This is a genomic window from Paraburkholderia sp. BR10937 (genome assembly GCF_040965695.1).
Taxonomy (GTDB): Bacteria; Pseudomonadota; Gammaproteobacteria; order Burkholderiales; family Burkholderiaceae; genus Paraburkholderia.
This window is the reverse complement of the sequence record NZ_JBFRCL010000096.1, coordinates 1-21,832: the sequence shown is the minus strand read 5'-3', so window position 1 is coordinate 21,832 and position 21,832 is coordinate 1. Positions and strand designations below refer to the sequence as shown.

The following is a 21,832-nucleotide window of genomic DNA, read 5'->3' as shown; positions in this document are numbered from 1 at the left end:
GCCGGTATTTGAGTTCATATCGTTGATTTATCAGGAAGTTATGGTGTGAAGTTTACAGGTCCTATGCCTCGTATACAAGCACTTTCAGGGCTTAAGTTGAGAGCATTGCCCCGCACAGGGGCAACGCTGGCATACCGACGCGAATACAAGGAAAGGCCAAAAAACCCAGAACACCAACAAAAAAGCAGCCAATCAGATCAGCAACTCAAGCGAGTGATAAAGCCGCCTGCGCTCAGGATTAGCAGAAGCCTCACCAGCATGAATCGCCTCCTTGAGGCACTCCAGAAAGCACTCAGCCGCGGCAGAAAGCGGCACACCACGCCGAGCAACCACGCTCACCACGGTCCGATCCACCTCCTCCTGAAGCGCGAGCGCACGCAAGTTATCACGCGCAAAGCGTGTCTCCACCAGCGGCCACGGAAAGATACTCACCATATCCGTGTTCATGATGAGCCCCATCGCCACCACGAACGAATGCGCCAGGTGCACCTTGTCCGGCATCGGCAACCCGTGACGCAGAAAGACGTCGTCGGCGATCATCTCCTTGCTGGCCGGGTCCCAGTTGAGCAACCATTCGCAATCCTGCAGTTCTTTCAGCGATTGCGCATGCGAGAGCGGATGGTCCTTGCGCACCACCACGGCCGACTCCGTGGCGAAGATCGGCGTCTGCGTGAATTCTGCGTGCAGCGAAGCAGGCCCGGGCTTGCCTAGCGAAAAGTCGAGCGAGCCGTCGCGCAGCCGCGGCATCACGATATTGAGCAGGCCTTCGTAGAACTCCAGCTGCATGCCGGGCATGCGCTCGCGAAACAGCGTGACGGCGTCGGGCAGAAAGGAGAGGGCGAGCCACGGCGTCACGCCGATCGCGAGCTTGCCGCCGCCGCGCCCGCGCCGCGCATCGAGTTCGTCCTGGGCGCGCGACATCTGGTGCACGACCAGCCGCGCATGAACGAGCAGCGCCTGGCCCGCTTCCGTGAAGGCGATGCCGTTCGCGTTGCGCGTGACGAGCGCGATTTGCTGCTCGGCTTCGAGCTCGCGCACCGCCTTCGTCGCCGCCGCCGGCGAGATGCCGAGCGCACGCGCGGCCGCGCGAATACTGCCGGTATCGGCCATGGCGACGAGCGCGCGGAACTGGTGGAACTTCATAAGGGATAACCCGAGTGCGCACTTCTGGTTGGCGGGCCAACTATTTTAGGGCTGTCGGCGCCAAACAGACGTCATTATTCTCGAGCGAATTCGTCGTCCCCTCTGGAGAGAATTCGTATGAACACGATGGCTATCCCGGCCGCAATCGCCGCGATCGAAGAAGAGATGATCGCGCTGCGCCACGAGATCCACGCGCATCCTGAACTGGGCTTCGAAGAATTCGTCACGAGCGACCTCGTCGCGCAGCGCCTCACCGAGTGGGGCTACGAGGTGCACCGCGGGATGGGCGGCACGGGTGTCGTGGGCACGCTCAAGGTGGGCGACGGCAAGCAACGCCTCGGCCTGCGCGCCGACATGGACGCGCTCCCCATCCACGAAAACACCGGCCTCGACTACGCGAGCCGCATTCCGGGCAAGATGCACGCGTGCGGCCACGACGGCCACACCGCCATGCTGCTCGCGGCGGCGAAGCATTTCGCGCAGTCGCGTAACTTCAGCGGCACGCTGCATCTCATTTTCCAGCCCGCCGAAGAAGGCCTCGGCGGCGCGAAGCGCATGCTCGACGAAGGCCTTTTCGAGCGCTTTCCCTGCGACGCCGTCTTCGCCATGCACAACATGCCGGGCTTCCCCACGGGCAAGCTCGGTTTTCGCGCGGGCCCGTTCATGGCTTCGTCGGACACGGTGATCATCGACATCGACGGGCGCGGCGGTCATGGCGCTGTGCCGCATAAGGCGATCGACCCGGTGGTGGTGTGCGCCAACGTCGTGCTCGCGCTGCAGACCATCGTGTCGCGCAACGTGCCGCCGCTCGACATGGCGATCGTCACTGTGGGCGCGATCCATTCGGGCGACGCCCCCAACGTGATTCCGCAAACCGCGCAGATGCGTCTCTCGGTGCGCGCGCTGCGCCCCGAGGTGCGCAACCTGCTGCAGGAGCGCATCACCGCGCTCGTGCACGCGCAGGCAAGCGCCTACGGTGCGACGGCGCGCATCGACTACCAGCGCCGCTATCCGGTGCTCGTGAACGACGCGGCGATGACGGCGTTCGCGCAGGACGTGGCGCGCGACTGGCTCGGCGAAGACGGCCTCATTCATGACATGGCGCCGCTCACCGGCAGCGAGGACTTCTCGTTCCTGCTCGAGCGCTGCGCGGGCAGTTATCTCATCATCGGCAACGGCGACGGGGAGGGCGGCTGCATGGTGCACAACCCCGGCTACGACTTCAACGACGACTGCCTTGCCACCGGCGCGGCATACTGGGTGCAGCTCGCCGAACGCTTCCTGCGCGGCTGAAGCCCGCAGCCAGCGGGCAATCGCACCACGATACGAGACACACGAGGAGACACCCGATGAACGCCACGTCGATTCAGGCGCCGGCCGCTGCCGCCCCGGCTTCCACGCGCCGCTCGCGCGCGAAGGCCATCTTCGCGATCACGCTCGGCAACGGGCTCGAGTTCTTCGACTTCACGGTCTACAGCTTCTTTGCCTCGATCATCGGCTCGCTGTACTTCCCGGTGCATGGCTCGCTGAACCAGTTGATGCTCGCCGTCGGCAGCTTCGGCGTGGGTTTCGTCGTGCGTCCGATCGGCGGCATCGTGATCGGTGCGTTTGCGGACCGCGTGGGCCGCAAGGCCGCCATGACGCTCACGCTCTGGCTCATGGCGCTCGGCTCGGCGCTCATCGCGTTCGCGCCCACCTATGCGCAGATCGGGCTCGCGGCGCCCGCGCTGATCCTGCTCGCGCGTCTCGTGCAGGGCTTCGCGGTGGGCGGCGAAGTGGGGGCCTCGACGTCGCTCCTGCTCGAATACGCCGACGACCGTTCGCGCGGCTTTTACGGCAGCTGGCAGTTCGTGAGCCAGGGCCTGAACACGGTTTGCGGCGCGCTCATCGGCGTGGCGCTGTCCTCCACGCTTTCACAGGCCGCGCTCGAAAGCTGGGGCTGGCGCGTGCCGTTCGTGATCGGCATGCTGGTCGTGCCGGTGGGCGTGTATATCCGCCGCCATCTCGACGAAACGCTCGCGAATCCCGTCGAAATGGAAGACGCCGAACCCGTGGCCGACATGGCGCGGCCGCTGCGCGAGATTTTCGGGCGTCATCGCACGGCGCTCGTGGCCGGCGTCGTCACGACCATCGGCGGCACGGCGGCGAACTATATCGTGCTGTTCTACATGTCGACCTATGCGATCAAGATTCTCGGCCTGCCGATGTCGGTCGGCATGAGCGCGGCCCTCGTCGCGGCGCTCGTCACGGCGATCTGCTCGCCGTTCGCCGGCTCGCTTTCCGACCGCCTGGGCCGCAAGTGGGTGATGGGCGTCTCACGCGTGCTGCTGATCGCCGTGATCTATCCGGCCTTCATGGTCATCCACGCCATGCCGAGCGTCGCCATCGTGCTCGCGGTCGTGGCCGTGCTGGGCGCGATCGTCGCGTTCACGGCGGTCCCCAATATCGTGATGCTGCCCGAACTCTTTCCTCAGTCGATTCGCGTGACGGGCATGTCGGTGGTGTATTGCGTGGGCGTGTCGATCTTCGGCGGCTTCGCGCAGTTCTTCGCGACCTGGCTCATCAAGCTGCTCGACAATCCGCTAGCGCCCGCCTGGTATCTGATCGGCTGCGGCGCGGTCTCATTGCTCGCACTGCCGCTCATTCGCGAGCCGGCGGGTCGACCGCTCGATTGAGACCTCTCTTCGGCCGCTACGCACTTTTAGCGGCCGTGTCGTGTTTATTTACCAGACGTTTACGCGGCGCTGCCTAGAATCGGTTCGTGTTCAACTCAAGCGCGCCGCCCCGAACGGCGGCGTGCGCACAACACGTATGCCGTCTATCGTCTCGCAGGGCCCAATTTCCCGAGGTTCCCGCTCCGCCGCCACGCCGCGGCCCGCTCTCTCGCTGCGCGACTCGCGCAAGTCCCTTCACCCGGCAACCCATCGCGCAACGGTGCAACTGGTCGTGCGCGTGCCCACGAGCGAAGCGCAACTCGCTCGCTGCACGCTGCACGGTCTGGTTGGCAGTGCGCTCGGCGTGCATACAATCGATATCGATCGCCGCAGCGATCTCGCTTGCCTGCACGTCGAACTCGATCGCCGACGCGTGGCCGAGGCCATGGCGCTGCTGATGCGCACGCTTTCGTGTGCGGAATTCGGCTCGGTGCGCCGGCTCGATCGCGCCGCCTGATTCGCAACGCGTGTCGCAACCGCCGCTGCGACGGCTGCGACACGCGTGTAAGTTCTCCCGTCCGCAGTTCACGCGACGCAGGTCCCGTGCGTCCGCAATCTCCGTTTCCCGCGCTCTCCCTTTGTCCCTGCGCAAGCGTTGCGTATCTTCATGCGAACGTTAACGAACCATTAGCGCACCTTCGTTTCGGATTTCGAAACGATTTCGGTCACTATTGCTCCGCGAGTGTCGTCTCGTCATTGCGTGCGACTTTTTGGCCGTCCTGATTCAGCGTTCTCCCGAAAAACAGTAGTATTTGCTCGAGCACCAAAGTCAGTTTGGCGATTTGATTCGACTCGATCGCCCGCGCGCGCCTGATTTGGGGTTCGTCGGTCCAGCGCAGATCGTCGATAACAACGGAGAACAGCATGACTCACGGATTTCGGGTGGCCAGCTTGTGTCTGTCGCTTGGATTGCTGGTTAGCGTCGTTGCATGTCATGACAACAAACCTGCTGCTGAAACACGACCTGCCGCAAACGTCGACGTGATCAATGTTGCGCTGCGCGACGTGCCGGTGGTCTTCGAATACGTAGGGCAGACAGAAAGCTCGCAGCAGGTCGAAATACGCGCGCGTGTGAACGGCTTCCTCGAAAAGCGCGTGTATACAGAAGGCTCGCTGGTCCATGCGGGCGACGTGATGTTCGTCATGGACCGCAAGCCCTTCGAGGCCGCGCTCGATGCCGCGCAGGCCGAGCTTGCGCAGCAGAAGGCGCGGCTCGTCACTGCGCAGGCCAACCTCAATCGCGTGCGTCCGCTCGCCGCGAAAAACGCGTTGAGCCAGAAGGATCTCGACGACTCGGTCGGCCAGGAGCAGGCGGCCGCCGCTGCGGTCGAAGGCGCGCGAGCGAATGTCATCAGCGCGACGCTCAATCTCGGCTATACGACGATCGTCGCGCCGGTGACCGGTCTTTCGAGCTTCGCGAAGAAGCAGGACGGTTCGTATATCGATGCGACCAACAGCCTGCTCACCTATGTGGCGAAGCTCGATCCCATGTGGATCAACTTCTCGCTCTCCGAGAACGAGATGCTCGATCTGCGCACGCAAACGCAGAACGGCACGCTCAAGCTGCCGCCCGTCGGCAAGCTCGAAGCGGTGATCGTGCTCGCGGACGGCAACATCTATCCCGAACGCGGCCACATCGCGTTTACCGACGCCTCGCTCAGCTCGGAAACCGGCACCTACCTGATTCGCGCCGCCATGCCGAACCCCACGGGGTCGCTGCGGCCCGGTCAGTTCGTGCGTATCAAGCTGCTGGGCGCGCTGCGGACTTCCGCGGTGGCCGTGCCGCAGTCGGCGGTGCAGCAGGGGCCGCGCGGCGCGTATGTGTGGACCGTCGACAAGGACGGCAAGGCGCAGCAGCGCGTGGTGGAAACGGGTGAATGGAATGGCAACGACTGGGTGATCAAGTCGGGTTTGCACCCGGGCGATCATGTCGTCATCGACAATACGCTGCGGCTCATGCCCGGTGCGCCAGTCAAGGCGAACCTCGTAGCCACGCCGCCCGCAACCGTCAATATCGGCGGGCCCGACGCCGGTGCAGGCGGTGGTGCGCAAGCGGGCGCGGCCGGCGCTTCCGGCCCGGCGGCTGCGAATGCCAGCGCCAACGCGCAGGCCAGCGCGGGCACGAACGCCGCGCAACCGCGCGCGGCATCCGGCGCTGCCGACGTGATGGGCGAACGCACCGCGCTTTACTTCGCGTCGGGCAGTTCGAGCCTCGACGCCCAGTCGGCCGACGCGCTTGCCGCGGTGGCGCGCCGTCTCGTCGCCGAGCCGGGCATGCGCGTGGTGATTTCCGGCTACACCGATTCAAGCGGCTCGCAAGCCGCGAACCAGCGTCTCGCGGCCGCCCGCGCAGGCACGGTGCGCGCCGCGCTGGTCGTGGCCGGCGTGAAAACCGAGCGCATCGAAATGCGCAAGCCGGCGCAGATCGTCGCCAACGATCCGCCCGACAAATCCCGCCGCGTGGACGTCACGTTCTCGCCCGCCGCGGGAGGCTGAACGATGAAGTTCTCCCACTTCTTTATTGACCGGCCAATTTTCGCGTCGGTCCTCTCGATCGTGCTCGTCGTCGCGGGTCTCGTGTCGATGTTCAACCTGCCGATCGCGCAGTTTCCGGACATCGCGCCGCCGACCATCACGGTGAGCGCCACGTATCCGGGCGCGAGCGCCGACATCGTCGCGCAGAACGTGGCCGCGCCGATCGAACAACAGGTGAACGGCGCGGACAACATGATGTACATGAACTCGTCGAGCTCCTCGACGGGCAACATGACGCTCACGGTGTACTTCAATATCGGCACCGATCCGTCGCTCGCCCAGGTGGACGTGCAGAACCGCGTCAACCTCGCGCTGCCTTTCCTGCCCGATTCGGTGACGGCCCAGGGCGTGTCGGTGCAGAAGCGCTCGTCGGCGTTCATGATGGTGATCGCGATCTATTCGCCCGACAACGCCTACGATGCGGCCTATGTGGCGAACTACGCGAACGTCTATGTGCTCGACGCGCTCAAGCGCATTCCGGGCGCGAACCAGGCGTCGATCTTCGGTTCTGCCGACTATGCGATGCGCGTGTGGCTCAAGCCCGACCGCATGGCGAAGCTCGGCATTACCGTGGCCGACGTGCAGAACGCGATTGCGCAGCAGAACCAGCAGTTCTCCGCGGGCCGACTCGGCCAGGCGCCGACCAACAAGCCCGTGAACCAGACCTTCCCGGTGACGACGAAGGGCCGCCTCACAGAGCCCGCCGATTTCGACAACATCATCCTGCGCGCGGCGTCGGGCGATGCGGCGATCGTGCGCCTCAAGGACATCGGCCACGCGGATCTGGGCGCCAAGGACTATTCGCTGCGCGGCCGCTACAACGGCAAGACGGCCACACTGCTGGCCGTCTATCAGCAGCCGGGCGCGAATGCCCTGCAGGTGGCCAAGCAGGTGCGCGAGGCACTCGAGCAGTTGAACAAGAGCTTTCCGCCCGGCCTCAAGTATGAAGTCGCGCTCGATACGACCGAGTTCGTGCACGAATCGATCAACGAGGTGGTCCATACACTGCGCGACGCGGTGATTCTCGTGATCATCGTGGTGTACATCTTCCTGCAAAGTTTCCGGGCGACGCTCGTGCCGCTGCTCGCGGTGCCCGTGTCGATCATCGGCGCGTTCATCGGCATGGAGGCGTTCGGCTTCTCGATCAACATGCTCACCTTGTTCGGCATGGTGCTGGCCATCGGTATCGTGGTAGACGACGCGATCGTGGTGATCGAAAACGTCGAGCGCAACATGACCGAGTTCAAGCTGCCACCCAAGGAAGCGGCCAAACGCGCGATGGACGAAGTGAGCGGACCGGTGGTGGCGATCGTGCTGGTGCTCCTTGCGGTGTTCATCCCGGTGGCGTTTCTCTCGGGCATCACGGGCCAGCTCTACAAGCAGTTCGCGGTGACGATCGCGGTCTCGGTGGTGCTTTCGGGTATCGTCGCGCTCACGCTGTCGCCCGCGCTCGCGGCCATCCTGCTCAAGCCGGGCGAGCACAAGAAGAACCGCTTTTTCCGCTGGTTCAACGAGAAGTTCGAGCGCCTGACCGAGGGCTATGGTAGCTGGGTGCAGACCGCGATACGCCGCGTGATCCTCTCCATCGGGCTGATCGTCGTGATGCTGATCGCGACCGTCGGCCTGTTCAAACATATTCCATCGTCGTTCCTGCCCGTGGAGGATCAGGGCTATCTGTTCGGCGCGGTCGTGATGCCCGACGCGGCGAGCCTGGACCGCACCGGCGACCTTTCGAAGAAAGCGGAGGACTGGTTCGCGAAACAGCCCGCCGTGAGTTCGGTAGCGGCGCCGATCGGCTACAGCCTGATCGACTCGCAGTACAAGTCGAACGCGGGCACGCTGTTCGTGACGCTCAAGGGCTTCAAGGAGCGCGGCGAAAACGGCACCGCGCAGGACTTGATCCGCGACGCCACCAAGGCGTTCTCCACGTTCAGGGACGGCGTGGTCGTGCCGCTCAATCCACCGTCGATTCCGGGCCTCGGCACGACGGGCGGCTTCGAGTTCTGGCTGCAGAGCACCGGCGACGGCAGCTATCAGCAGCTCGAAGACAAGGTGCGCCAGGTGATTGCGAAGGCGCGCCAGAACCCGGCGCTGCGCGGCGTGAATTCGACCATCAACACGAATTCTCGCCAGTTGCTCGTGGAAGTGGACCGCGAGCGGGCGGAGACGCTCGGCGTTCCGGTTCAGGACATCTATTCTGCACTCCAGACGATGTTCGGTTCCTTGTACGTGAGCCAGTTCCCGAAGGGCAGCCGTCTGTTCCAGGTGATCATCCAGGCCGAGCCGCAATACCGCTTGAGTCCGGACGATATCCAGCAGCTCTATGTGCGCAACCGCAACAACGACATGGTGCCGATCAAGGCCGTGACGACTTCGCGTTTCGTGCCCGGACCTGACATCGTCAACCGCTTCAACAACTTCCCGGCGGCGAAGATTACCGGCGACGCGGCGCCGGGCCACAGTTCGGGCGAGGCGATCGCGGCGATGGAGCAGATCGCCAACGAAGTGCTGGGCGAAGGCTACAGCTACGAATGGAGCGGCCAGGCGTACGAAGAGAAGAAGGCCGGCTCGACGGCGGCGCTCGTGTTCGGCTTCGCACTGCTGATGGTGTTCCTCATTCTCGCGGCGCAGTACGAGAAGTGGTCGCTGCCGGTCGGCGTGCTGCTGGCCGTGCCGTTCGCGATTTTCGGGGCGCTGGTGGGCATCCTGTTGCGCGGCATGGAAAACGACGTGTACTTCCAGATCGGCTTGACCGTGCTGATCGCGCTCGCGGCGAAGAACGCCATTCTGATCTTCGAGTTCGCCGTTGAAATGCGCGAGAAGGAGAACATGTCGCCGTACCAGGCCGCGCTGCACGCCGCCAAGCTGCGTCTGCGGCCGATCATCATGACCTCGCTCGCGTTCATCCTCGGCTGCGTGCCGCTCGCGATCGCCAGCGGCGCATCGGCCGCGAGCCGGCGCTCGCTCGGCACCGGCGTGATCGCGGGCATGCTCGGTGCCACGGTGATCGCGCTGTTCTTCATTCCGATGTTCTTCTGGGGACTGGAAACGCTCTCTTCGCGCAAGAAAGCGGACGCCACGCCGCATCCCGGCACGCCCCCCGTGGCGCCGCCTTCGCAGGAGGGCTGAGCGATGAAGACACGTTTGAATCTCGTCAATCGCAAGCTGCGGCCGCTCGGGCTGGCCATTGCGACGGCTTGCCTTGGCGCTTGCGCCGTCGGGCCCGACTATCATCGTCCGGCGGTCGAGACGCCGTCGACGTTTCGCTACGCCTCGCCGCAGGCGGAAGCCGTCGATACTACGCTCGACTGGTGGACGCAGTTCAACGACCCGGTGCTCAACGACCTCGTCGCGAGGGCGCTTACGCAGAACAAGGATCTGCTGATTGCGGCGGCACGCGTCGAGGAGTTCTACGGGCGTTATGTCGTGACGCGCGCGGGCCTGTTTCCGCAGGTGTCGGCGAACTTCGGTGCGTCGCGCAGCCGTGGCGTGCCGGCGCCCGGCTTCCCGCCCGTGGTCGGCAACCAGGTGGAGCTGAACGGCGCCGTGTCCTGGGAACTCGATTTATTCGGCCACTTGCGCAGGCTCACCGAAGCCGCGCGCGCCGATTATATGAGCACGCAGTCCGCGCAGCAGGCCACGCGCATCGCCATCATCGCGAACGTGGCCACGTCGTATCTGCAGCTGCGCGATTTCGACAATCAGCTCGTCATCGCGCAGGACACGCTCGAAAGCCGCAAGGGCGCGCTCGATCTCTTCAACGAGCGCTATGCGGGCGGTGTCGTTTCGCGGTTGCAGGTGAGCCAGGCGCAGTCGGAGTACCAGTCGGCGCAGACCTCTGTGTACTCGATCCAGCAGCAGATCGCGACCCAGGAAGACGCCATTTCGCTGCTGCTGGGCCAGAATCCGGGGCCGATTCCGCGCGGCAAGTCGATCACCGAGCTCACCGCGCCTGCCATTCCCGCGGGCCTGCCGTCGACGCTGCTGGAGCGCCGGCCCGATATTCTGCAGGCCGAACAAACGCTCGTTTCGGCGAATGCGTCGATCGGCGCAGCGCGCGCGCTGTATTTCCCGCAGATTTCGCTCACGGGACTGTTCGGCGCGGCGAGCACGGCGCTCTCGGGGCTGTGGACCGGCCCCGCGCGCGTATGGTCGTTCGCGGGCGCGGTCACGCAGCCGATTTTCGAGGGCGGCGCGATCGCGGGCGGCGTGCATCAGGCCGAAGCCGTGCAGCAGGAAGCGCTTTTCACCTACGAGCAGACGATCCAGCAGGCGTTCGCCGATGTCGAGAATGCGCTCGTGGGCGTCGCGCGCACGCGCGATCAGCTGGATTCGACGACGCGCCAGGTGGCTGCGCTCACGGAATACACGTCAGTCGCGCGCGATCTGTACGAAGGCGGCTACACGAGCTATCTGGAAGTACTCGACGCCGAGCGCAGTCTCTTCAACGCGCAATTGCAGCAGTCGTCGCTGCAGGACCAGGAACTCGCGCAGATCGTGAGCCTGTACAAGGCGCTCGGTTATGGCTGGACGCCGGCAGCCCCGCCGCCGGCGGCAGACAGCGCGAAGCCGTCGCAGTCCTGAGCCGCGACGGCTGCGCTTCGAGGCGGGGTGGCGAGGGGCGAACCTGGCGCGGGCGCGCCGGTTCGTTTCATGGAGATTCCGACATCAGCCAGCGCAGCGATTGCGGAGCGGGCCGGGTGGCTTTCGCGGTTGCCTGGGCTTTGGGCGCCGGCTTCGCGACTTTTTGCAGCTGAATGGGCCGGGCGGCGTTGAGGGCGGTTGTGTGGCCGCCGGTTTGCGCGAGCGCAGCGGGGCTCGCCGACGCCAACGCGAGCAGCGCGGCGGCGAACGTCAGGGCGAGGGGGCGAGTCATCTGGGTTCTCCCGAGTGGGCGAGCTGCCGGCGAAGAGGAAAAGGGGGCCGGCACTGCAAGCGGGAGTATGTTCTGAGGATAACCGCCACGCGTCCATCATTTGATGGAGAAACGCGTGGCCTGTGTGCGGAACCCCGCTTATCGGGTTCCGTTCTAGTCGGCGGGGCGGCGGTCGGCCAGCGCGCGTTCGCAGTCCTTGAGCACTTGCAGGACGAGCTTGGCCTGGTAGTTCAGGTCGTCGGTGTCGAGAATTTCCTCGACGGCGTCGCGCGCCCAGACCGCGTCCACGAACCACGCGTGCTGCTGCGCGATGTCCTGAGCCATGGCGGCGAGGCGCGCGATCGCGAGCCAGTCGGCCTCGCGCGCGTGACGGTCGAGCCACTTGTGCGCCGCCTGGACGTGAAAGGCCGCGTTGGGCCAGGATTCGTTGAGATAGTAGGCCCCGAGGCTCCCGCAGGTGAGCCAGCAGAGCAGCTCCACGCGATCGCGCGGACTCAGATGGTGGCGTACATCACTCATGGCGACGCTCGCGAAAGTAACAGAGTTCGATTGACGGGTGCGTGCAGACTTCGAATCCGATGACAAAACGATATCACGGCTCGTGGAAAATCGCCTGCCCCGCACTGGCGCTGCACGCACGGGTGTTACATGGATAGCGTCGCCTGGCGGCGCGTTGTATGCAAACCAGGAGTGACACCAGGATCGCGCGTGCAGCTATGCGCTTTGCAGCGTTTCGCGTGCCTGCCCATCGCGCCCCAAGATTTACGCGCTCTTTTCACGCGCTTTGCCGGCGAGCCGGGCGGCCGTGTCCACCGCGCCCATCGCGTTCGCCACGTCGAGCGCGGTGTTGCCCGCCGCGTCGTGCGCCGCCGGGTTCGCGCCGCGCGCGAGCAGCAGGTCGACGATATCGGAGCGGTTGAACATGGCGGCGATCATCAGCGCCGTGCGGCCGTCGGGAGAGGCGCCTTCCACGTCGGCGCCGTTTTCCAGCAGGGTGTTGACCACGTCGGCGTAGCCCTTGAAGGCCGCGCCCGCGATCGGCGTTTGCCCGTTGTCGTTGCGCAGGTCGGGGTCGGCGCCGTGCTGCACGAGCGTGCGCACGGCGGCGGCGTGGCCGTGATAGCTCGCGAGCATCACGAGGCTGTCGCCTTTTTCGTTGCGAAGGTTCGGCGGCAGGCCTTGTTCGATGAGCGTGGCGAGCGTGTTGGCTTCGCCGCGGCGCGCGGTGTCGAACACCTGGCGCGCGAATTCGACGAAACGCGGATCGAACTCGCCGCCGTCTTCGCCGGAGCCGGACGATGACGATGAGGGTGGGTTGGGCGGCGCGCTGGCGGTCATGGCAGTCTCCTGGTGCGGATCGCAGATCGATTCGGGGCGGTGTGCCGCCGACGAGGCTTGCCCATTGTCGCCGATCTTCGCGAGCCGCGAGGCCAGCGCGGCTCACGCGCGCCGCATGAAAAACGCGCTGCCCGAACCGCTAAAAGCGGCCGGCGCAGCGCCTTCCTTCGTGGTGGAACCGCTCGACGCTCAGGGTACGAGCCAGAGCGCGGCGGCGTAGATCACGAGCGACACGGCGAACGTCACGGCGGTATAGCCCATCACGCGCTGGATGCGGATGCCCGCGATCGCGACGATCGGCACCGCCCAGAACGGCTGCAGCATGTTCGAGACGTTCTCGGCCATCGCCACGCCCATGGCAGTGCGCGGCACGGAGGCGTGGAGGCTCAGCGCGGCGGGCAGCACGAACGGCCCTTGCACGGCCCAGTGGCCGCCCGCGCTCGGCACGAGGAGCGTGATGATGAGCGAGCTCAGATAGCTCCAGAGCGGCAGCGAAAGCGGCGTGGCGATCGTGACGAAGGCCTTGGCGATCATCGAGGCGAGGCCCGTGCCCTTCATCACGCCCATGATGCCGCCGTAGACGGGGTACTGCAGCAGCATGGAGCCGGTCTGGCGCGCGGCGCGGCGAATGGCGTTCGCGTAGGCGATAGGCGTGCGCTGCAGCGCGAGGCCGATCAGCAGGAAGATCAGGATCGTCGTGTTGATGTCGAGATCGAAACCCTTTTCGCTCCATTCCATCGCCAGATAGCCTGCGCCGAGCACGATCAGCAGCAGCGTGCCGAGCATCGACTGCTCGAGGCGCGACGCGAACGAAGGCGTGCCGTTGCCGACGCGCGCGTGCGGGTCGTCGCTGGCGCCGGGATCGTTCGCTTCGGCTTCGGCCGCCTGGCTGAACGGCGCCACGTGCTCGGGCTTCGGATGCATGCGGATGAAGATGAACGTCATCACGACCACCACGAGCACGGTGGGGATGAAGACGAACGGCGCGAAGACGGTCTGGCTGAGCGGAATCACGTGGCCCGTCGCCTTTTCCACGAGATTGAGCGCGTTGCCGGGCGAGGCCTGCGAAAGCGCGATCGAGCTGGAGAGCCCGCTATTGCAGATCGACCATGCCGAATAGCTGCCCGCCACGAGCCACGCGAAATCCACGTTCACGCGCTTCGCGATTTCGCGCGAGAGCAGTGCGCCCACGATCAGGCCCAGGCCCCAGTTCAGCCACGCGGCGATGGCGACCACCGGAAACACCAGCAGCGCCGCGCGCGCCGGCGTTTGCGCCCTGGCCGCGAGCGCGCGCAGCACGCGCTGGATCACGGGCGCTTCGGCAATGGCGTAGCCCGTGGCGAGGATCAGGATCATCTGCAGCGCGAAGCCGAGAATGCCGAACGTGCCTTCGTACCAGGAGCTGAGCAGCGTGGGGAGATTACCGTGCGGCGCGATGACGAGTGCGAGCACCGCGACGAAGAAGGTGAGGCAGATGGACAGAACGAAGGGGTCGGGCATGACCCGTTCGAAAACATACACGAGGGCGGCGACGACACCCTGGCGGGAATCGCGCGTTTCAGTCTGGAGGTCTCTTTTCATGCTCTTTGCGCTAGTTCGTAGCGTGTGGCTACTGGCTGGCCGGAGCGGACAAGAGGCGTTGCTTGCAGGCGGTCCCGGCACCGTGCGGCTGGCAAGCCAGGCGCGTGGTGGGCGGGGAGGCAGGTGCGGCTCCTCCATCAGCGAGAGGCGATGCCGCCCCGGCGCAGCGGGTTCATATCACGCCTTGCACGCGCGCATTTGCACGACAAGACGGCCAGCCCATTATTGTTGTTCTCATGTTCGTAATTCGAACACGGTTTCGATTATCGAACGACGCATTATTCGCTTCATGCTGAGTGGATGTCAAGGCTGCGATAGCGTGCCGATGCAGGTTTTTCGCGGGAAATGAGGACGAAATGTATGTGGAATGTAATAACAATGAAAGCAGAAAGATATTTTAAAAGCGTCATCCGAACTACCTAAAATGCAAAAGCGGGAGGCACTCTCGCGTGCTCGCAGGCATTCACAATCTGTCTATCACTGCCCTTTGGAGACTGAAGATGACGATTCGTCTAGGAGAAGAAGCACCGGATTTCACCGCGGAGACCACCGAAGGCACGATCCATTTTCACGAATGGATTGGCGACCACTGGGCCATCCTTTTTTCGCATCCGAAAGACTTCACGCCCGTCTGCACGACGGAACTCGGCTATATGGCAAAGCTCAAGCCGGAGTTCGACAAGCGCAATACGAAGATCATCGGTTTGAGCATCGACCCGGTGACCGACCATGCCAAGTGGGCCAAGGACATCGAGGAAACGCAGGGCAGCGCCGTCAACTATCCGATGATTGGCGACCCGGACCTGCACGTCGCGAAGCTCTACGACATGATTCACCCGAACGCGAGCGGCGCCAGCCCACGCACGGCGGCCGACAACGCCACGATACGCGCGGTGTTCCTGATCGGACCGGACAAGAAGGTGAAGGCGACGTTCGTCTACCCGATGAGCTCGGGCCGCAATTTCGACGAAGTGCTGCGCCTGCTCGACTCGCTGCAACTCACCGCGAAGCACACGGTGGCTACGCCGGTGAACTGGAAGCCGGGCGACGACGTCATCATCCCGACTTCGGTTTCCGACGATGCGGCGAAGCAGAAGTATCCGCAGGGCTTCAAGACGCTCAAGCCGTATCTGCGTACGGTTGCGCAGCCTAAATAGCGTGTGGCAGACCCTAAAAAAAACGCGGCGCACTGGCAGTGCGCCGCGGATCACGGACCAGGCAAGCTCTCGCGTCTTACGCGGTCCGGACAGGGGAAGCTGACTGACTCAGTTCGAAGGCGTGGGCCGCCACTTGAGCAAACGATGCTCGAGCGCAGTGAGCACATAGTCGGCGGCCAGCGCGACCACGGCGAGCACGATCATGGCGGCGAACACGCCGCTCGCATTGAACGCGCCCTGCGCCGTCGAGATCAGCAGACCGATGCCTTGCTTCGAGCCCAGGAATTCGCCCACCACGGCGCCGACCAGCGCGAAGCCGAAGCTCACGTGCAGGCTCGCGAGAATCCACGAAAGCGCTGAGGGAATCACGACCGAGGTCGTCACCTGGCGGCGCGACGCGCCGAGAATCTGCGCATTGGCGATCATGTAGCGGTCGGCCTCGCGCACGCCCTGGAACGCATTGGCGAACACCACGAAGAACACCATCACCACGGCGAGCGCCACTTTCGACGCCATGCCGAGACCCAGCGCGATCACGAACACCGAGCCGAGCACCACGCGCGGAATCGAGTTGGCGATCTTGATGTAGAGGCTGAACACGTCGGAGAGCAGCTTGTTGCGGCCAAGCACGATGCCGCAGAACACGCCGGCCACCGAGCCGATGATGAAGCCGAGGCCCGTTTCTTCCAGCGTGACCCAGACCTGCGTGAGCAGCGGCCCCTGCGAGGTGCCGTTCACGAACCAGTCGATGATCTGGTCGAAGATGGCCGTGGGCATCGAGAAGAAGAACGGGTCGATCCATTTGAGGCGCGCGGCGAGTTCCCAGCCGCCGAGCACGACGACGAGCACGAGAATACGCAGCGAAATGACGAGCAGATTGCGCTGACGAATGCGCTTCTGCGCGGCGCGCTCGACGGCGTCGAGCGAGGCGGTATCGAGGCCTTGCGGCAGGGTTTGTTGCGGGGTGGACATAGTGAACGGCTCCGGTGTTAGGCGATCTGCACTTCTTCGCGCAGGTCGTGCCAGATCTGGCGCGACAGTTCGACGAAGTGCGGCGCGTAGCGGATTTCGGACGTCACGCGCGGGCGCGGCAGGTCGATCTCGTAGACCTTCTTGAGCGTGGCCGGGCGCGCGGTCAGCACGAACACGCGGTCGGCGAGCGCAATGGCTTCTTCGAGGTCGTGCGTGACGAACACGACCGAGCCCGTGCCGCCCCACAGCTGCAGCAGCTCGTCCTGCATGAGCGTGCGCGTTTGCATGTCGAGCGCCGAGAACGGCTCGTCCATCAGCAGGATTTCGGGCTTGTTGATGAACGTCTGCGCCAGCGCCACGCGCTTGCGCATGCCGCCCGACAGCTGATGCGGATAGTGCTTGCCGAAGTTGGCGAGGCCCACGCGGCGCAGCCATTCGTTGGCTTCGTCGTAGGCCGCCGACTTCGAGCGGCCGCGATAGAGCGGACCGGCCGCCACGTTGTCGAGCACCGAGCGCCACGGGAACACGGCGTCGGCCTGGAACACGAAGCCGATGCGCGGATCGATGCCGTTCACGGGCGCGCCCATCACGCGCACTTCGCCCGTGGTGGGTTTGAGCAGGCCCGTGATCATGCTGAGCGTGGTGGACTTGCCGCAGCCCGTGGGCCCGACGATCGCGACGAACTCGCCGCGCGCGACCGACATGCTGAAGTCGCGCAGGGCAACGGTCGCCTTGCCGTCCGGTGAAATGAAGCGGCACGAAACATTGCGCAGCTCGATGGCGGGCGTGCCTTGGGAGTGGGAGGAAGTCATTGTCTCAGTGGGCTGAACGTGGGGCCGGTTGCGAGGTTTACTTCGACGCCGTGGCGGTCGCAGCCGGCAGATAGTCGTTCGAGTAAGTCTTCGCGAGGTCGATGTGCTTGCCCTTCACCGAAGGATTGAACGCCGAGAGCACCTTGAGCACCGTATCGGGGCCGTCGGCGGGCATGCGGCCGTCCTTCGTGAACATTGGCAGCGAGGACTTCAGCGCGGCCACGTAGAGATCCTTGTTGCTGCCGTAGTAGTCCTTCGGCATCTTCGCGGCGATTTCGTCGGCGCTATGCGTGGCGATGAAGTTGAGCGTGCGCGAGAACGCGTGCGCGAGCTTCGTCGCATCGTCCTTGTGCGACTGCGCCCAGGCGCGCTGCACGTAGAAGCTCGAAGCGGGGTAGGTGCCGCCGAGCGCCGCGCGCGTGCCTTCGAGCGTGCGCATGTCGACGAGCACCCTGGCGTCGCCGGTTTGCAGAAGGCGCGAGACGGTGGGCTCCGTGGTCATGCCCGCGTCGATGCGGTTCTGCTTGATCGCCGCGACGAAGGTGTTGTCCGCGCCCACCGGCAGCAGCGTGTACTGGTTGGAGGGCACGCCCGCGCGCTGTGCGAGGTACTGCGTGAGGAAGCTCGTGGAGGAGCCGAGGCCCGTCACGCCGAGCGTCTTGCCCTTCACGTCGGCCATGCTCTTGACCGTGCCGGCCGCCGCGTTCGACACCATTTCCACTTCGCCCGGCACCTGGCCGAACACCACGAGCGTCTGCACTTCCTTGCCCTTGCTCTGCAGGTCGATGGTGTGATCGTAGAAGCCCACCACGCCTTGCACCGCACCCGCGAGCAGTTCGTTCTCCGCGTCCACGCCGGCCGGCTGCGACTGCAGTTCGACGTCGAGGCCTTCGTCCTTGAAGTAGCCGAGCTGCTCGGTCAGTTTGGCGGGCAGATAGATGATCTTGGTTGCGCCGCCAACCATGATCGTGATCTTTTCCGCGTGGGCAGCCGTGGAGCCGGCGGCGAGGGCGAACGCGACACTCGATACAGCGGCGATCTGGCGCAAGGTAGGCATCGTGGAGTCTCCTGAAGGTGTGCGCCGTGCATGCGGGCGCTTTTTGGTGGATGCAGCCGATTATAAAAACCGTAAGCCTTCTGCCAGCCTTCGGGCGCCGTGCAAAATCGTCCGTGTTAACCCGCAGGGCGGCGGCGCGCCGGCAGCGGCACAATCGATTCCCCCGAAACGGCCTTCGCCCTTGCCCGTACCCGCCCATGAAGTTGCTGCTGATCGAAGACAATCCGACGCTTGCGCACTGGCTCGTCAAGACGCTGGAGGAGCAGGCGTTCGCCTTCGACGCCGTGCAGGACGGCGAAGCCGCCGACCAGCTGCTGCAGTCCAATCACTACGACGTGGTGCTGCTCGACCTGAATTTGCCGAAGCTCTCGGGCAAGAACGTGCTGCGGCGGCTGCGCCAGCGCCGCGACGCGACGCCCGTGATGGTGCTCACGGCGAGCGGCTCGATCGACGAAAAGGTGGAGTTGCTCGGCGCGGGCGCCGACGACTATCTCGTCAAGCCGTTCGAGGTGCGCGAACTGGTGGCGCGCATCAAGGTGCTGATTCGCCGGCAAACCCCCGCACGCGCGAACGAAATCGGCTGCGGGGACCTCGTGTTCGACCTCAACACACGCCAGTTCACGCTGAAGGGCGCCCCGCTGAACGTCACGCCGCGCGAGCGCACGGTGCTCGAAACGCTGGCGCTGCGCCTCGGCCAGACCGTTTCGAAGGCCGCGCTCGTCGACGCGATCTTCACGCTCGCCGACGAACCCAGCGAGGACGCCATCGAAATCTACGTCTCGCGGCTGCGCAAGAAGCTCGAAGGCAGCTCGGCCGTGATCGTGACGCTGCGCGGCCTCGGCTATTTGCTGCGCAGGAAGGATGAAACGCTATGACGACTTGCGCGTGCCGACATGACGGGTAGCCTGCGCGTTCGCCTGCTGTGGTGGATGCTCGTGCCGCTCGCGCTCTACGTGAGTTTTACGGCGACCTCCGAGTACCGCGCTGCGCGCCATACCGCCGATCTGGTGCAGGACGGCCGGCTGCTGTCGTCCGCGCGCATGATCGCCGGTTCCGTGCAATGGGCCGATGGCGCGCTGCGCGCCGACGTGCCGCCCGCGGCGCTCGAACTCTTCGCCTCGCCGCAGCAGGATCAGGTGTTCTACAACGTGCACGTAGAGGGCGGCTCGCTGCTCGCGGGCATGCCCGATTTTCCGCATGCGGCCTCGGCGCCCGCCGTCGATTCGCCTGTGGCGTACGACGCGGATCTGCGCGGCCAGGCCGTGCGCGCCGTGAGCGTGGTGCGCTCCATGTACGACAATGGCCACATCTCGCGCGTGCGCGTCTCAGTCGGCAAGACCGGGCGCTCGCGCGACGCGATGGTGGAGGCGCTGTGGCGTCCCCAGCTCTATCGACAGATCGGTATGGTGATGCTGGCCGTGGCGCTCGCCTGCATCGGTCTCACGTTCGAGCTGCGTCCGCTCATGAAGCTCAAGAACGACGTGGCGGACCGCGATCCTTCGCACCTCGAACCCATTCGTGCCGAAGGGCTGCATGCCGAACTGCGGCCCGTCGTGGACGCCATCAATCAATGCATTGCGCGCCTCTCGGCGCAGACGGCCGCGCAGCGCCGCTTCATCGCCGATGCCGCGCACCAGCTGCGCACGCCGCTCACGCTGCTCGGCACGCAATTGCAGTACGCGCGCCAGCAAATAGCCGTCGATCCCGCGCTCGACGAAGTGCTGGCGGCCATGCACGTGAGCAACCGCTCGATGGTCGCGCTCACGAACCAGTTGCTGCTGCTCGCGCAGGCCGAGGCGCTCGACCCGGCGCAGTTGCCGGCCGCGCCCGTCGACATGGCGCAGCTCGCGCGCGAAGTGGTCGAGGCACTCGCGCTGCTCGCGCAGACGCGCGGTATCGATCTTGGCGCGGAGCTGCCGCGCGAGACGGGCGAGGCGGTGGTGCAGGGGCATCGCGAACTGTTGCGCGCGATGGTCAGCAATCTCGTGGACAACGCGCTGCGCTACACGCCGGCTGGCGGGCACGTCACCGTGTCGGTGCGGGCGAGCGGCGAGACGGTCGCGCTCGAAGTGCTCGACGACGGCCGCGGCATTCCCGCCGAAGCGCGGGCGCGCGTTTTCGAGCCTTTCTTTCGCGCCGCCGCAGAGACGGAGGGCACCGGCCTGGGTCTCGCGATCGTGCGCGAGATCGCGCAGTCGCATCGGGGCGCGGTGAGCCTGGGTCCGGGCGCGGACGGGCGGGGCGTGCGCGCCTGCGTGGTGCTCGCGCGCTGGCAGCCCGCGCTCGTGGCCGAGCCTGCATAAGGGCCGCTTTAAGGGGCGGTACAATGTGGCCGCCTGAAGCTGCAAGCCCACGCCGCATCTGGCGGCCATCGCTGCGGCGACCACCCGTTCATTCGAAGATCGAGACCATGCAAAAGAAGACGGTCCGCAGTGCCCCGTTGCCCGCCTATGAGCAGATCAAGCGTCATGTGCTCGCGCAGATCGAAAGCGGCGCCTTGGGGCCCGGCGACGTCGTGCCTTCCGAAACGGAACTGGTGAAAGAGTTCGGAGTGGCGCGCATGACGGTGTCGCGCGCGCTGCGCGAGTTGATGGCCGAAGGCGTGCTGAACCGCGTGCGCGGCTCGGGCACGTACGTGGCGCCGCGCCAGTACGAATCGACGGTGCTGCAGATCCGCAATATCGCCGACGAAATCGCGGCGCGCGGCCATCGGCATGCGGCGCGCGTGCTGGGGCTGGAGGCGAGCGACGATCCGAACGCGATCGCGGCGCTCGAACTCGACGCCGGGCCGGTATTCCACTCGCGCATCGTGCACAGCGAGGAGGGCGAGCCGATCCAGTACGAGGATCGCTACGTGAATCCCGAGGTGTTCCCCGACTACCTCGCCCAGGACTTCACCGTCGAAACGCCGAATCACTACATGGTGCGCCTCGCGCCGATCCAGCGCGCCGAGTTCCGCATTTACGCGCAAAAGCCCGATGCGCGCGTGCGGCAGTATCTGGAGATGGAAATCGGCGAGCCTTGCCTGCTGTTGCTGCGGCGCACGTGGGTGGGGCGTCATGTGGCGACTTCCGTGCGCCTGTGGCATCCGGCTTCGCGGTTTCATCTGGCGGGTACCGTTTGAACCCGGGCGGCGAGGCCGCCCATTCCCCGCAGTCTTGCTGGGAACCGCAGTCCACCGGCCTGGCCCTCTGCGCTCCGTCCCTCCTGATCCCTACCTGCCTTGATCCCGCCTTTTTCGCTTGCGCGAGCGGTCTGACCGCGTCCACGCGCCATGCGTCGTGTCTGGCTATTTGCAGACTTCTTGTCTAGACAAAGTTTCGCAGCCTCGCTACCGGTTCCTCGCTCACGCAGGCCAATCTCTGCTATTTTTGCCAGGGTAACTACTAACCCGCGTTTGATCGAAACGAGTTGTATATACAACTTGGCGGCGGTAGACTTAGCCCACGTTGCAGCGCTCATTGCACCTCCGCGGGCGCAGCCCTCCAGCTTGCTATCCAGACTCGACGGACCCGAACAAATGAACCACCCGAACTTCACCGACCCGCGCCTCGACCCTACCCGCACGATCCGCGCGCCGCGCGGCAGCGAGAAGGTCTGCAAGACCTGGCTGGCGGAAGCCGCCTACCGGATGCTCCAGAACAATC

General features: G+C 65.2%; 20 protein-coding genes. 11 read left to right on the top strand and 9 right to left on the bottom strand.

The features are described from left to right. Window positions 1-192 precede the first annotated feature (192 nt). Window positions 193-1,143 (bottom strand): LysR substrate-binding domain-containing protein, encoded by a 951-nt coding sequence (locus AB4Y44_RS40700; RefSeq protein ID WP_342925226.1) that lies wholly within the window; start codon window positions 1,141-1,143, stop codon window positions 193-195. Between the two features lie 117 nt (window positions 1,144-1,260). Here AB4Y44_RS40700 and AB4Y44_RS40695 point away from each other — a divergent pair, with 117 nt between their 5' ends. The 3 genes from AB4Y44_RS40695 (at window position 1,261) to AB4Y44_RS40685 (ending at window position 4,314) form a co-directional block, all read left to right on the top strand. Next, window positions 1,261-2,436 (top strand): M20 aminoacylase family protein, encoded by a 1,176-nt coding sequence (locus tag AB4Y44_RS40695; protein WP_342925227.1) that lies wholly within the window; start codon window positions 1,261-1,263, stop codon window positions 2,434-2,436. Window positions 2,437-2,492: 56 nt separating this feature from the next. Continuing rightward, window positions 2,493-3,818 carry an MFS transporter gene (locus AB4Y44_RS40690; RefSeq protein ID WP_368702658.1) on the top strand — a complete coding sequence of 442 codons (1,326 nt, stop codon included), beginning with the start codon at window positions 2,493-2,495 and terminating at the stop codon, window positions 3,816-3,818. A 121-nt stretch (window positions 3,819-3,939) separates the two neighbouring features. After that, a complete protein-coding gene (locus tag AB4Y44_RS40685) occupies window positions 3,940-4,314 on the top strand; it encodes a hypothetical protein (RefSeq protein ID WP_342925229.1) in 375 nt (124 codons plus the stop codon). Between the two features lie 211 nt (window positions 4,315-4,525). On the opposite strand, the gene AB4Y44_RS40680 is transcribed toward AB4Y44_RS40685, so the two are convergent. Next, the gene (locus AB4Y44_RS40680; RefSeq protein ID WP_342925230.1) at window positions 4,526-4,723 is read right to left on the bottom strand and encodes a hypothetical protein; all 198 of its coding nucleotides are present in this window, start codon (window positions 4,721-4,723) and stop codon (window positions 4,526-4,528) included. Between the two features lie 115 nt (window positions 4,724-4,838). On the opposite strand from AB4Y44_RS40680, the gene AB4Y44_RS40675 reads away from it, so the two are divergent. The 3 genes from AB4Y44_RS40675 to AB4Y44_RS40665 are packed head-to-tail and all read left to right on the top strand — an operon-like array spanning window position 4,839 to window position 10,976. Continuing rightward, entirely contained in the window at window positions 4,839-6,353 is a 1,515-nt protein-coding gene (locus tag AB4Y44_RS40675; protein WP_342925231.1) for an efflux RND transporter periplasmic adaptor subunit, read from the top strand. 3 nt (window positions 6,354-6,356) lie between these two features. Next, the gene (locus AB4Y44_RS40670; RefSeq protein ID WP_368702657.1) at window positions 6,357-9,521 is read left to right on the top strand and encodes an efflux RND transporter permease subunit; all 3,165 of its coding nucleotides are present in this window, start codon (window positions 6,357-6,359) and stop codon (window positions 9,519-9,521) included. 3 nt (window positions 9,522-9,524) lie between these two features. Then, entirely contained in the window at window positions 9,525-10,976 is a 1,452-nt protein-coding gene (locus tag AB4Y44_RS40665; RefSeq protein WP_342925233.1) for an efflux transporter outer membrane subunit, read from the top strand. Window positions 10,977-11,043: 67 nt separating this feature from the next. Here AB4Y44_RS40665 and AB4Y44_RS40660 read toward each other — a convergent pair whose 3' ends face one another. The 3 genes from AB4Y44_RS40660 to AB4Y44_RS40650 all read right to left on the bottom strand — a co-directional run bounded on the left by AB4Y44_RS40660 (window position 11,044) and on the right by AB4Y44_RS40650 (window position 12,606). Next, window positions 11,044-11,268, bottom strand: coding sequence for a hypothetical protein (locus tag AB4Y44_RS40660; protein WP_342925234.1), 225 nt, complete (start codon window positions 11,266-11,268; stop codon window positions 11,044-11,046). Between the two features lie 153 nt (window positions 11,269-11,421). Then, on the bottom strand, window positions 11,422-11,787 hold the full coding sequence (locus AB4Y44_RS40655; RefSeq protein WP_028205078.1) for a hypothetical protein: 366 nt from the start codon (window positions 11,785-11,787) through the stop codon (window positions 11,422-11,424). A 243-nt stretch (window positions 11,788-12,030) separates the two neighbouring features. Then, entirely contained in the window at window positions 12,031-12,606 is a 576-nt protein-coding gene (locus AB4Y44_RS40650) for an ankyrin repeat domain-containing protein (protein ID WP_342925235.1), read from the bottom strand. On the opposite strand from AB4Y44_RS40650, the gene AB4Y44_RS40645 reads away from it, so the two are divergent. Next, on the top strand, window positions 12,605-12,826 hold the full coding sequence (locus AB4Y44_RS40645) for a hypothetical protein (protein ID WP_368702656.1): 222 nt from the start codon (window positions 12,605-12,607) through the stop codon (window positions 12,824-12,826). The genes AB4Y44_RS40650 and AB4Y44_RS40645 overlap by 2 nt on opposite strands. Here the strand turns inward: AB4Y44_RS40645 and AB4Y44_RS40640 are convergent. Next, window positions 12,796-14,187 (bottom strand): TIGR00366 family protein, encoded by a 1,392-nt coding sequence (locus AB4Y44_RS40640; protein WP_342925237.1) that lies wholly within the window; start codon window positions 14,185-14,187, stop codon window positions 12,796-12,798. The two genes, AB4Y44_RS40645 and AB4Y44_RS40640, sit on opposite strands and share 31 nt — an antisense overlap. Before the next feature lie 500 nt (window positions 14,188-14,687). On the opposite strand from AB4Y44_RS40640, the gene AB4Y44_RS40635 reads away from it, so the two are divergent. After that, a complete protein-coding gene (locus AB4Y44_RS40635; RefSeq protein WP_342925238.1) occupies window positions 14,688-15,344 on the top strand; it encodes a peroxiredoxin in 657 nt (218 codons plus the stop codon). A gap of 108 nt (window positions 15,345-15,452) precedes the next feature. Here AB4Y44_RS40635 and AB4Y44_RS40630 read toward each other — a convergent pair whose 3' ends face one another. From AB4Y44_RS40630 to AB4Y44_RS40620, 3 genes are read right to left on the bottom strand one after another with little or no spacing between them, the layout of a single operon-like run. Continuing rightward, window positions 15,453-16,316, bottom strand: a complete 864-nt coding sequence (locus AB4Y44_RS40630; RefSeq protein WP_133184759.1) for an ABC transporter permease — start codon at window positions 16,314-16,316, stop codon at window positions 15,453-15,455. A gap of 17 nt (window positions 16,317-16,333) precedes the next feature. Then, on the bottom strand, window positions 16,334-17,128 hold the full coding sequence (locus AB4Y44_RS40625) for an ABC transporter ATP-binding protein (protein ID WP_069269299.1): 795 nt from the start codon (window positions 17,126-17,128) through the stop codon (window positions 16,334-16,336). A gap of 37 nt (window positions 17,129-17,165) precedes the next feature. Then, complete coding sequence (locus tag AB4Y44_RS40620) at window positions 17,166-18,185, bottom strand: ABC transporter substrate-binding protein (RefSeq protein WP_342925239.1); 1,020 nt, start codon at window positions 18,183-18,185, stop codon at window positions 17,166-17,168. A 197-nt stretch (window positions 18,186-18,382) separates the two neighbouring features. Here AB4Y44_RS40620 and AB4Y44_RS40615 point away from each other — a divergent pair, with 197 nt between their 5' ends. The 3 genes from AB4Y44_RS40615 to hutC all read left to right on the top strand — a co-directional run bounded on the left by AB4Y44_RS40615 (window position 18,383) and on the right by hutC (window position 21,309). Next, window positions 18,383-19,060, top strand: a complete 678-nt coding sequence (locus tag AB4Y44_RS40615) for a response regulator (RefSeq protein ID WP_342925240.1) — start codon at window positions 18,383-18,385, stop codon at window positions 19,058-19,060. Window positions 19,061-19,078: 18 nt separating this feature from the next. After that, window positions 19,079-20,488, top strand: a complete 1,410-nt coding sequence (locus AB4Y44_RS40610; RefSeq protein ID WP_342925241.1) for a sensor histidine kinase — start codon at window positions 19,079-19,081, stop codon at window positions 20,486-20,488. 107 nt (window positions 20,489-20,595) lie between these two features. Then, on the top strand, window positions 20,596-21,309 hold the full coding sequence (gene hutC, locus AB4Y44_RS40605; protein ID WP_342925242.1) for a histidine utilization repressor: 714 nt from the start codon (window positions 20,596-20,598) through the stop codon (window positions 21,307-21,309). Window positions 21,310-21,832: the final 523 nt, after the last annotated feature.

Excerpts from the sequence above, each read along its gene's own strand:
- AB4Y44_RS40630 (WP_133184759.1), bottom strand. The coding sequence starts at position 16,316 with ATGTCCACCCCGCAACAAACCCTGCCGCAAGGCCTCGATACCGCCTCG.
- AB4Y44_RS40670 (WP_368702657.1), top strand. The coding sequence starts at position 6,357 with ATGAAGTTCTCCCACTTCTTTATTGACCGGCCAATTTTCGCGTCGGTC.
- AB4Y44_RS40650 (WP_342925235.1), bottom strand. The coding sequence starts at position 12,606 with ATGACCGCCAGCGCGCCGCCCAACCCACCCTCATCGTCATCGTCCGGC.
- AB4Y44_RS40620 (WP_342925239.1), bottom strand. The coding sequence starts at position 18,185 with ATGCCTACCTTGCGCCAGATCGCCGCTGTATCGAGTGTCGCGTTCGCC.
- AB4Y44_RS40665 (WP_342925233.1), top strand. The coding sequence starts at position 9,525 with ATGAAGACACGTTTGAATCTCGTCAATCGCAAGCTGCGGCCGCTCGGG.
- AB4Y44_RS40610 (WP_342925241.1), top strand. The coding sequence starts at position 19,079 with ATGACGGGTAGCCTGCGCGTTCGCCTGCTGTGGTGGATGCTCGTGCCG.
- AB4Y44_RS40640 (WP_342925237.1), bottom strand. The coding sequence starts at position 14,187 with ATGAAAAGAGACCTCCAGACTGAAACGCGCGATTCCCGCCAGGGTGTC.
- AB4Y44_RS40695 (WP_342925227.1), top strand. The coding sequence starts at position 1,261 with ATGAACACGATGGCTATCCCGGCCGCAATCGCCGCGATCGAAGAAGAG.
- hutC (WP_342925242.1), top strand. The coding sequence starts at position 20,596 with ATGCAAAAGAAGACGGTCCGCAGTGCCCCGTTGCCCGCCTATGAGCAG.
- AB4Y44_RS40660 (WP_342925234.1), bottom strand. The coding sequence starts at position 11,268 with ATGACTCGCCCCCTCGCCCTGACGTTCGCCGCCGCGCTGCTCGCGTTG.
- AB4Y44_RS40690 (WP_368702658.1), top strand. The coding sequence starts at position 2,493 with ATGAACGCCACGTCGATTCAGGCGCCGGCCGCTGCCGCCCCGGCTTCC.
- AB4Y44_RS40615 (WP_342925240.1), top strand. The coding sequence starts at position 18,383 with ATGAAGTTGCTGCTGATCGAAGACAATCCGACGCTTGCGCACTGGCTC.
- AB4Y44_RS40645 (WP_368702656.1), top strand. The coding sequence starts at position 12,605 with ATGGCAGTCTCCTGGTGCGGATCGCAGATCGATTCGGGGCGGTGTGCC.
- AB4Y44_RS40635 (WP_342925238.1), top strand. The coding sequence starts at position 14,688 with ATGACGATTCGTCTAGGAGAAGAAGCACCGGATTTCACCGCGGAGACC.
- AB4Y44_RS40655 (WP_028205078.1), bottom strand. The coding sequence starts at position 11,787 with ATGAGTGATGTACGCCACCATCTGAGTCCGCGCGATCGCGTGGAGCTG.
- AB4Y44_RS40680 (WP_342925230.1), bottom strand. The coding sequence starts at position 4,723 with ATGCTGTTCTCCGTTGTTATCGACGATCTGCGCTGGACCGACGAACCC.
- AB4Y44_RS40625 (WP_069269299.1), bottom strand. The coding sequence starts at position 17,128 with ATGACTTCCTCCCACTCCCAAGGCACGCCCGCCATCGAGCTGCGCAAT.
- AB4Y44_RS40700 (WP_342925226.1), bottom strand. The coding sequence starts at position 1,143 with ATGAAGTTCCACCAGTTCCGCGCGCTCGTCGCCATGGCCGATACCGGC.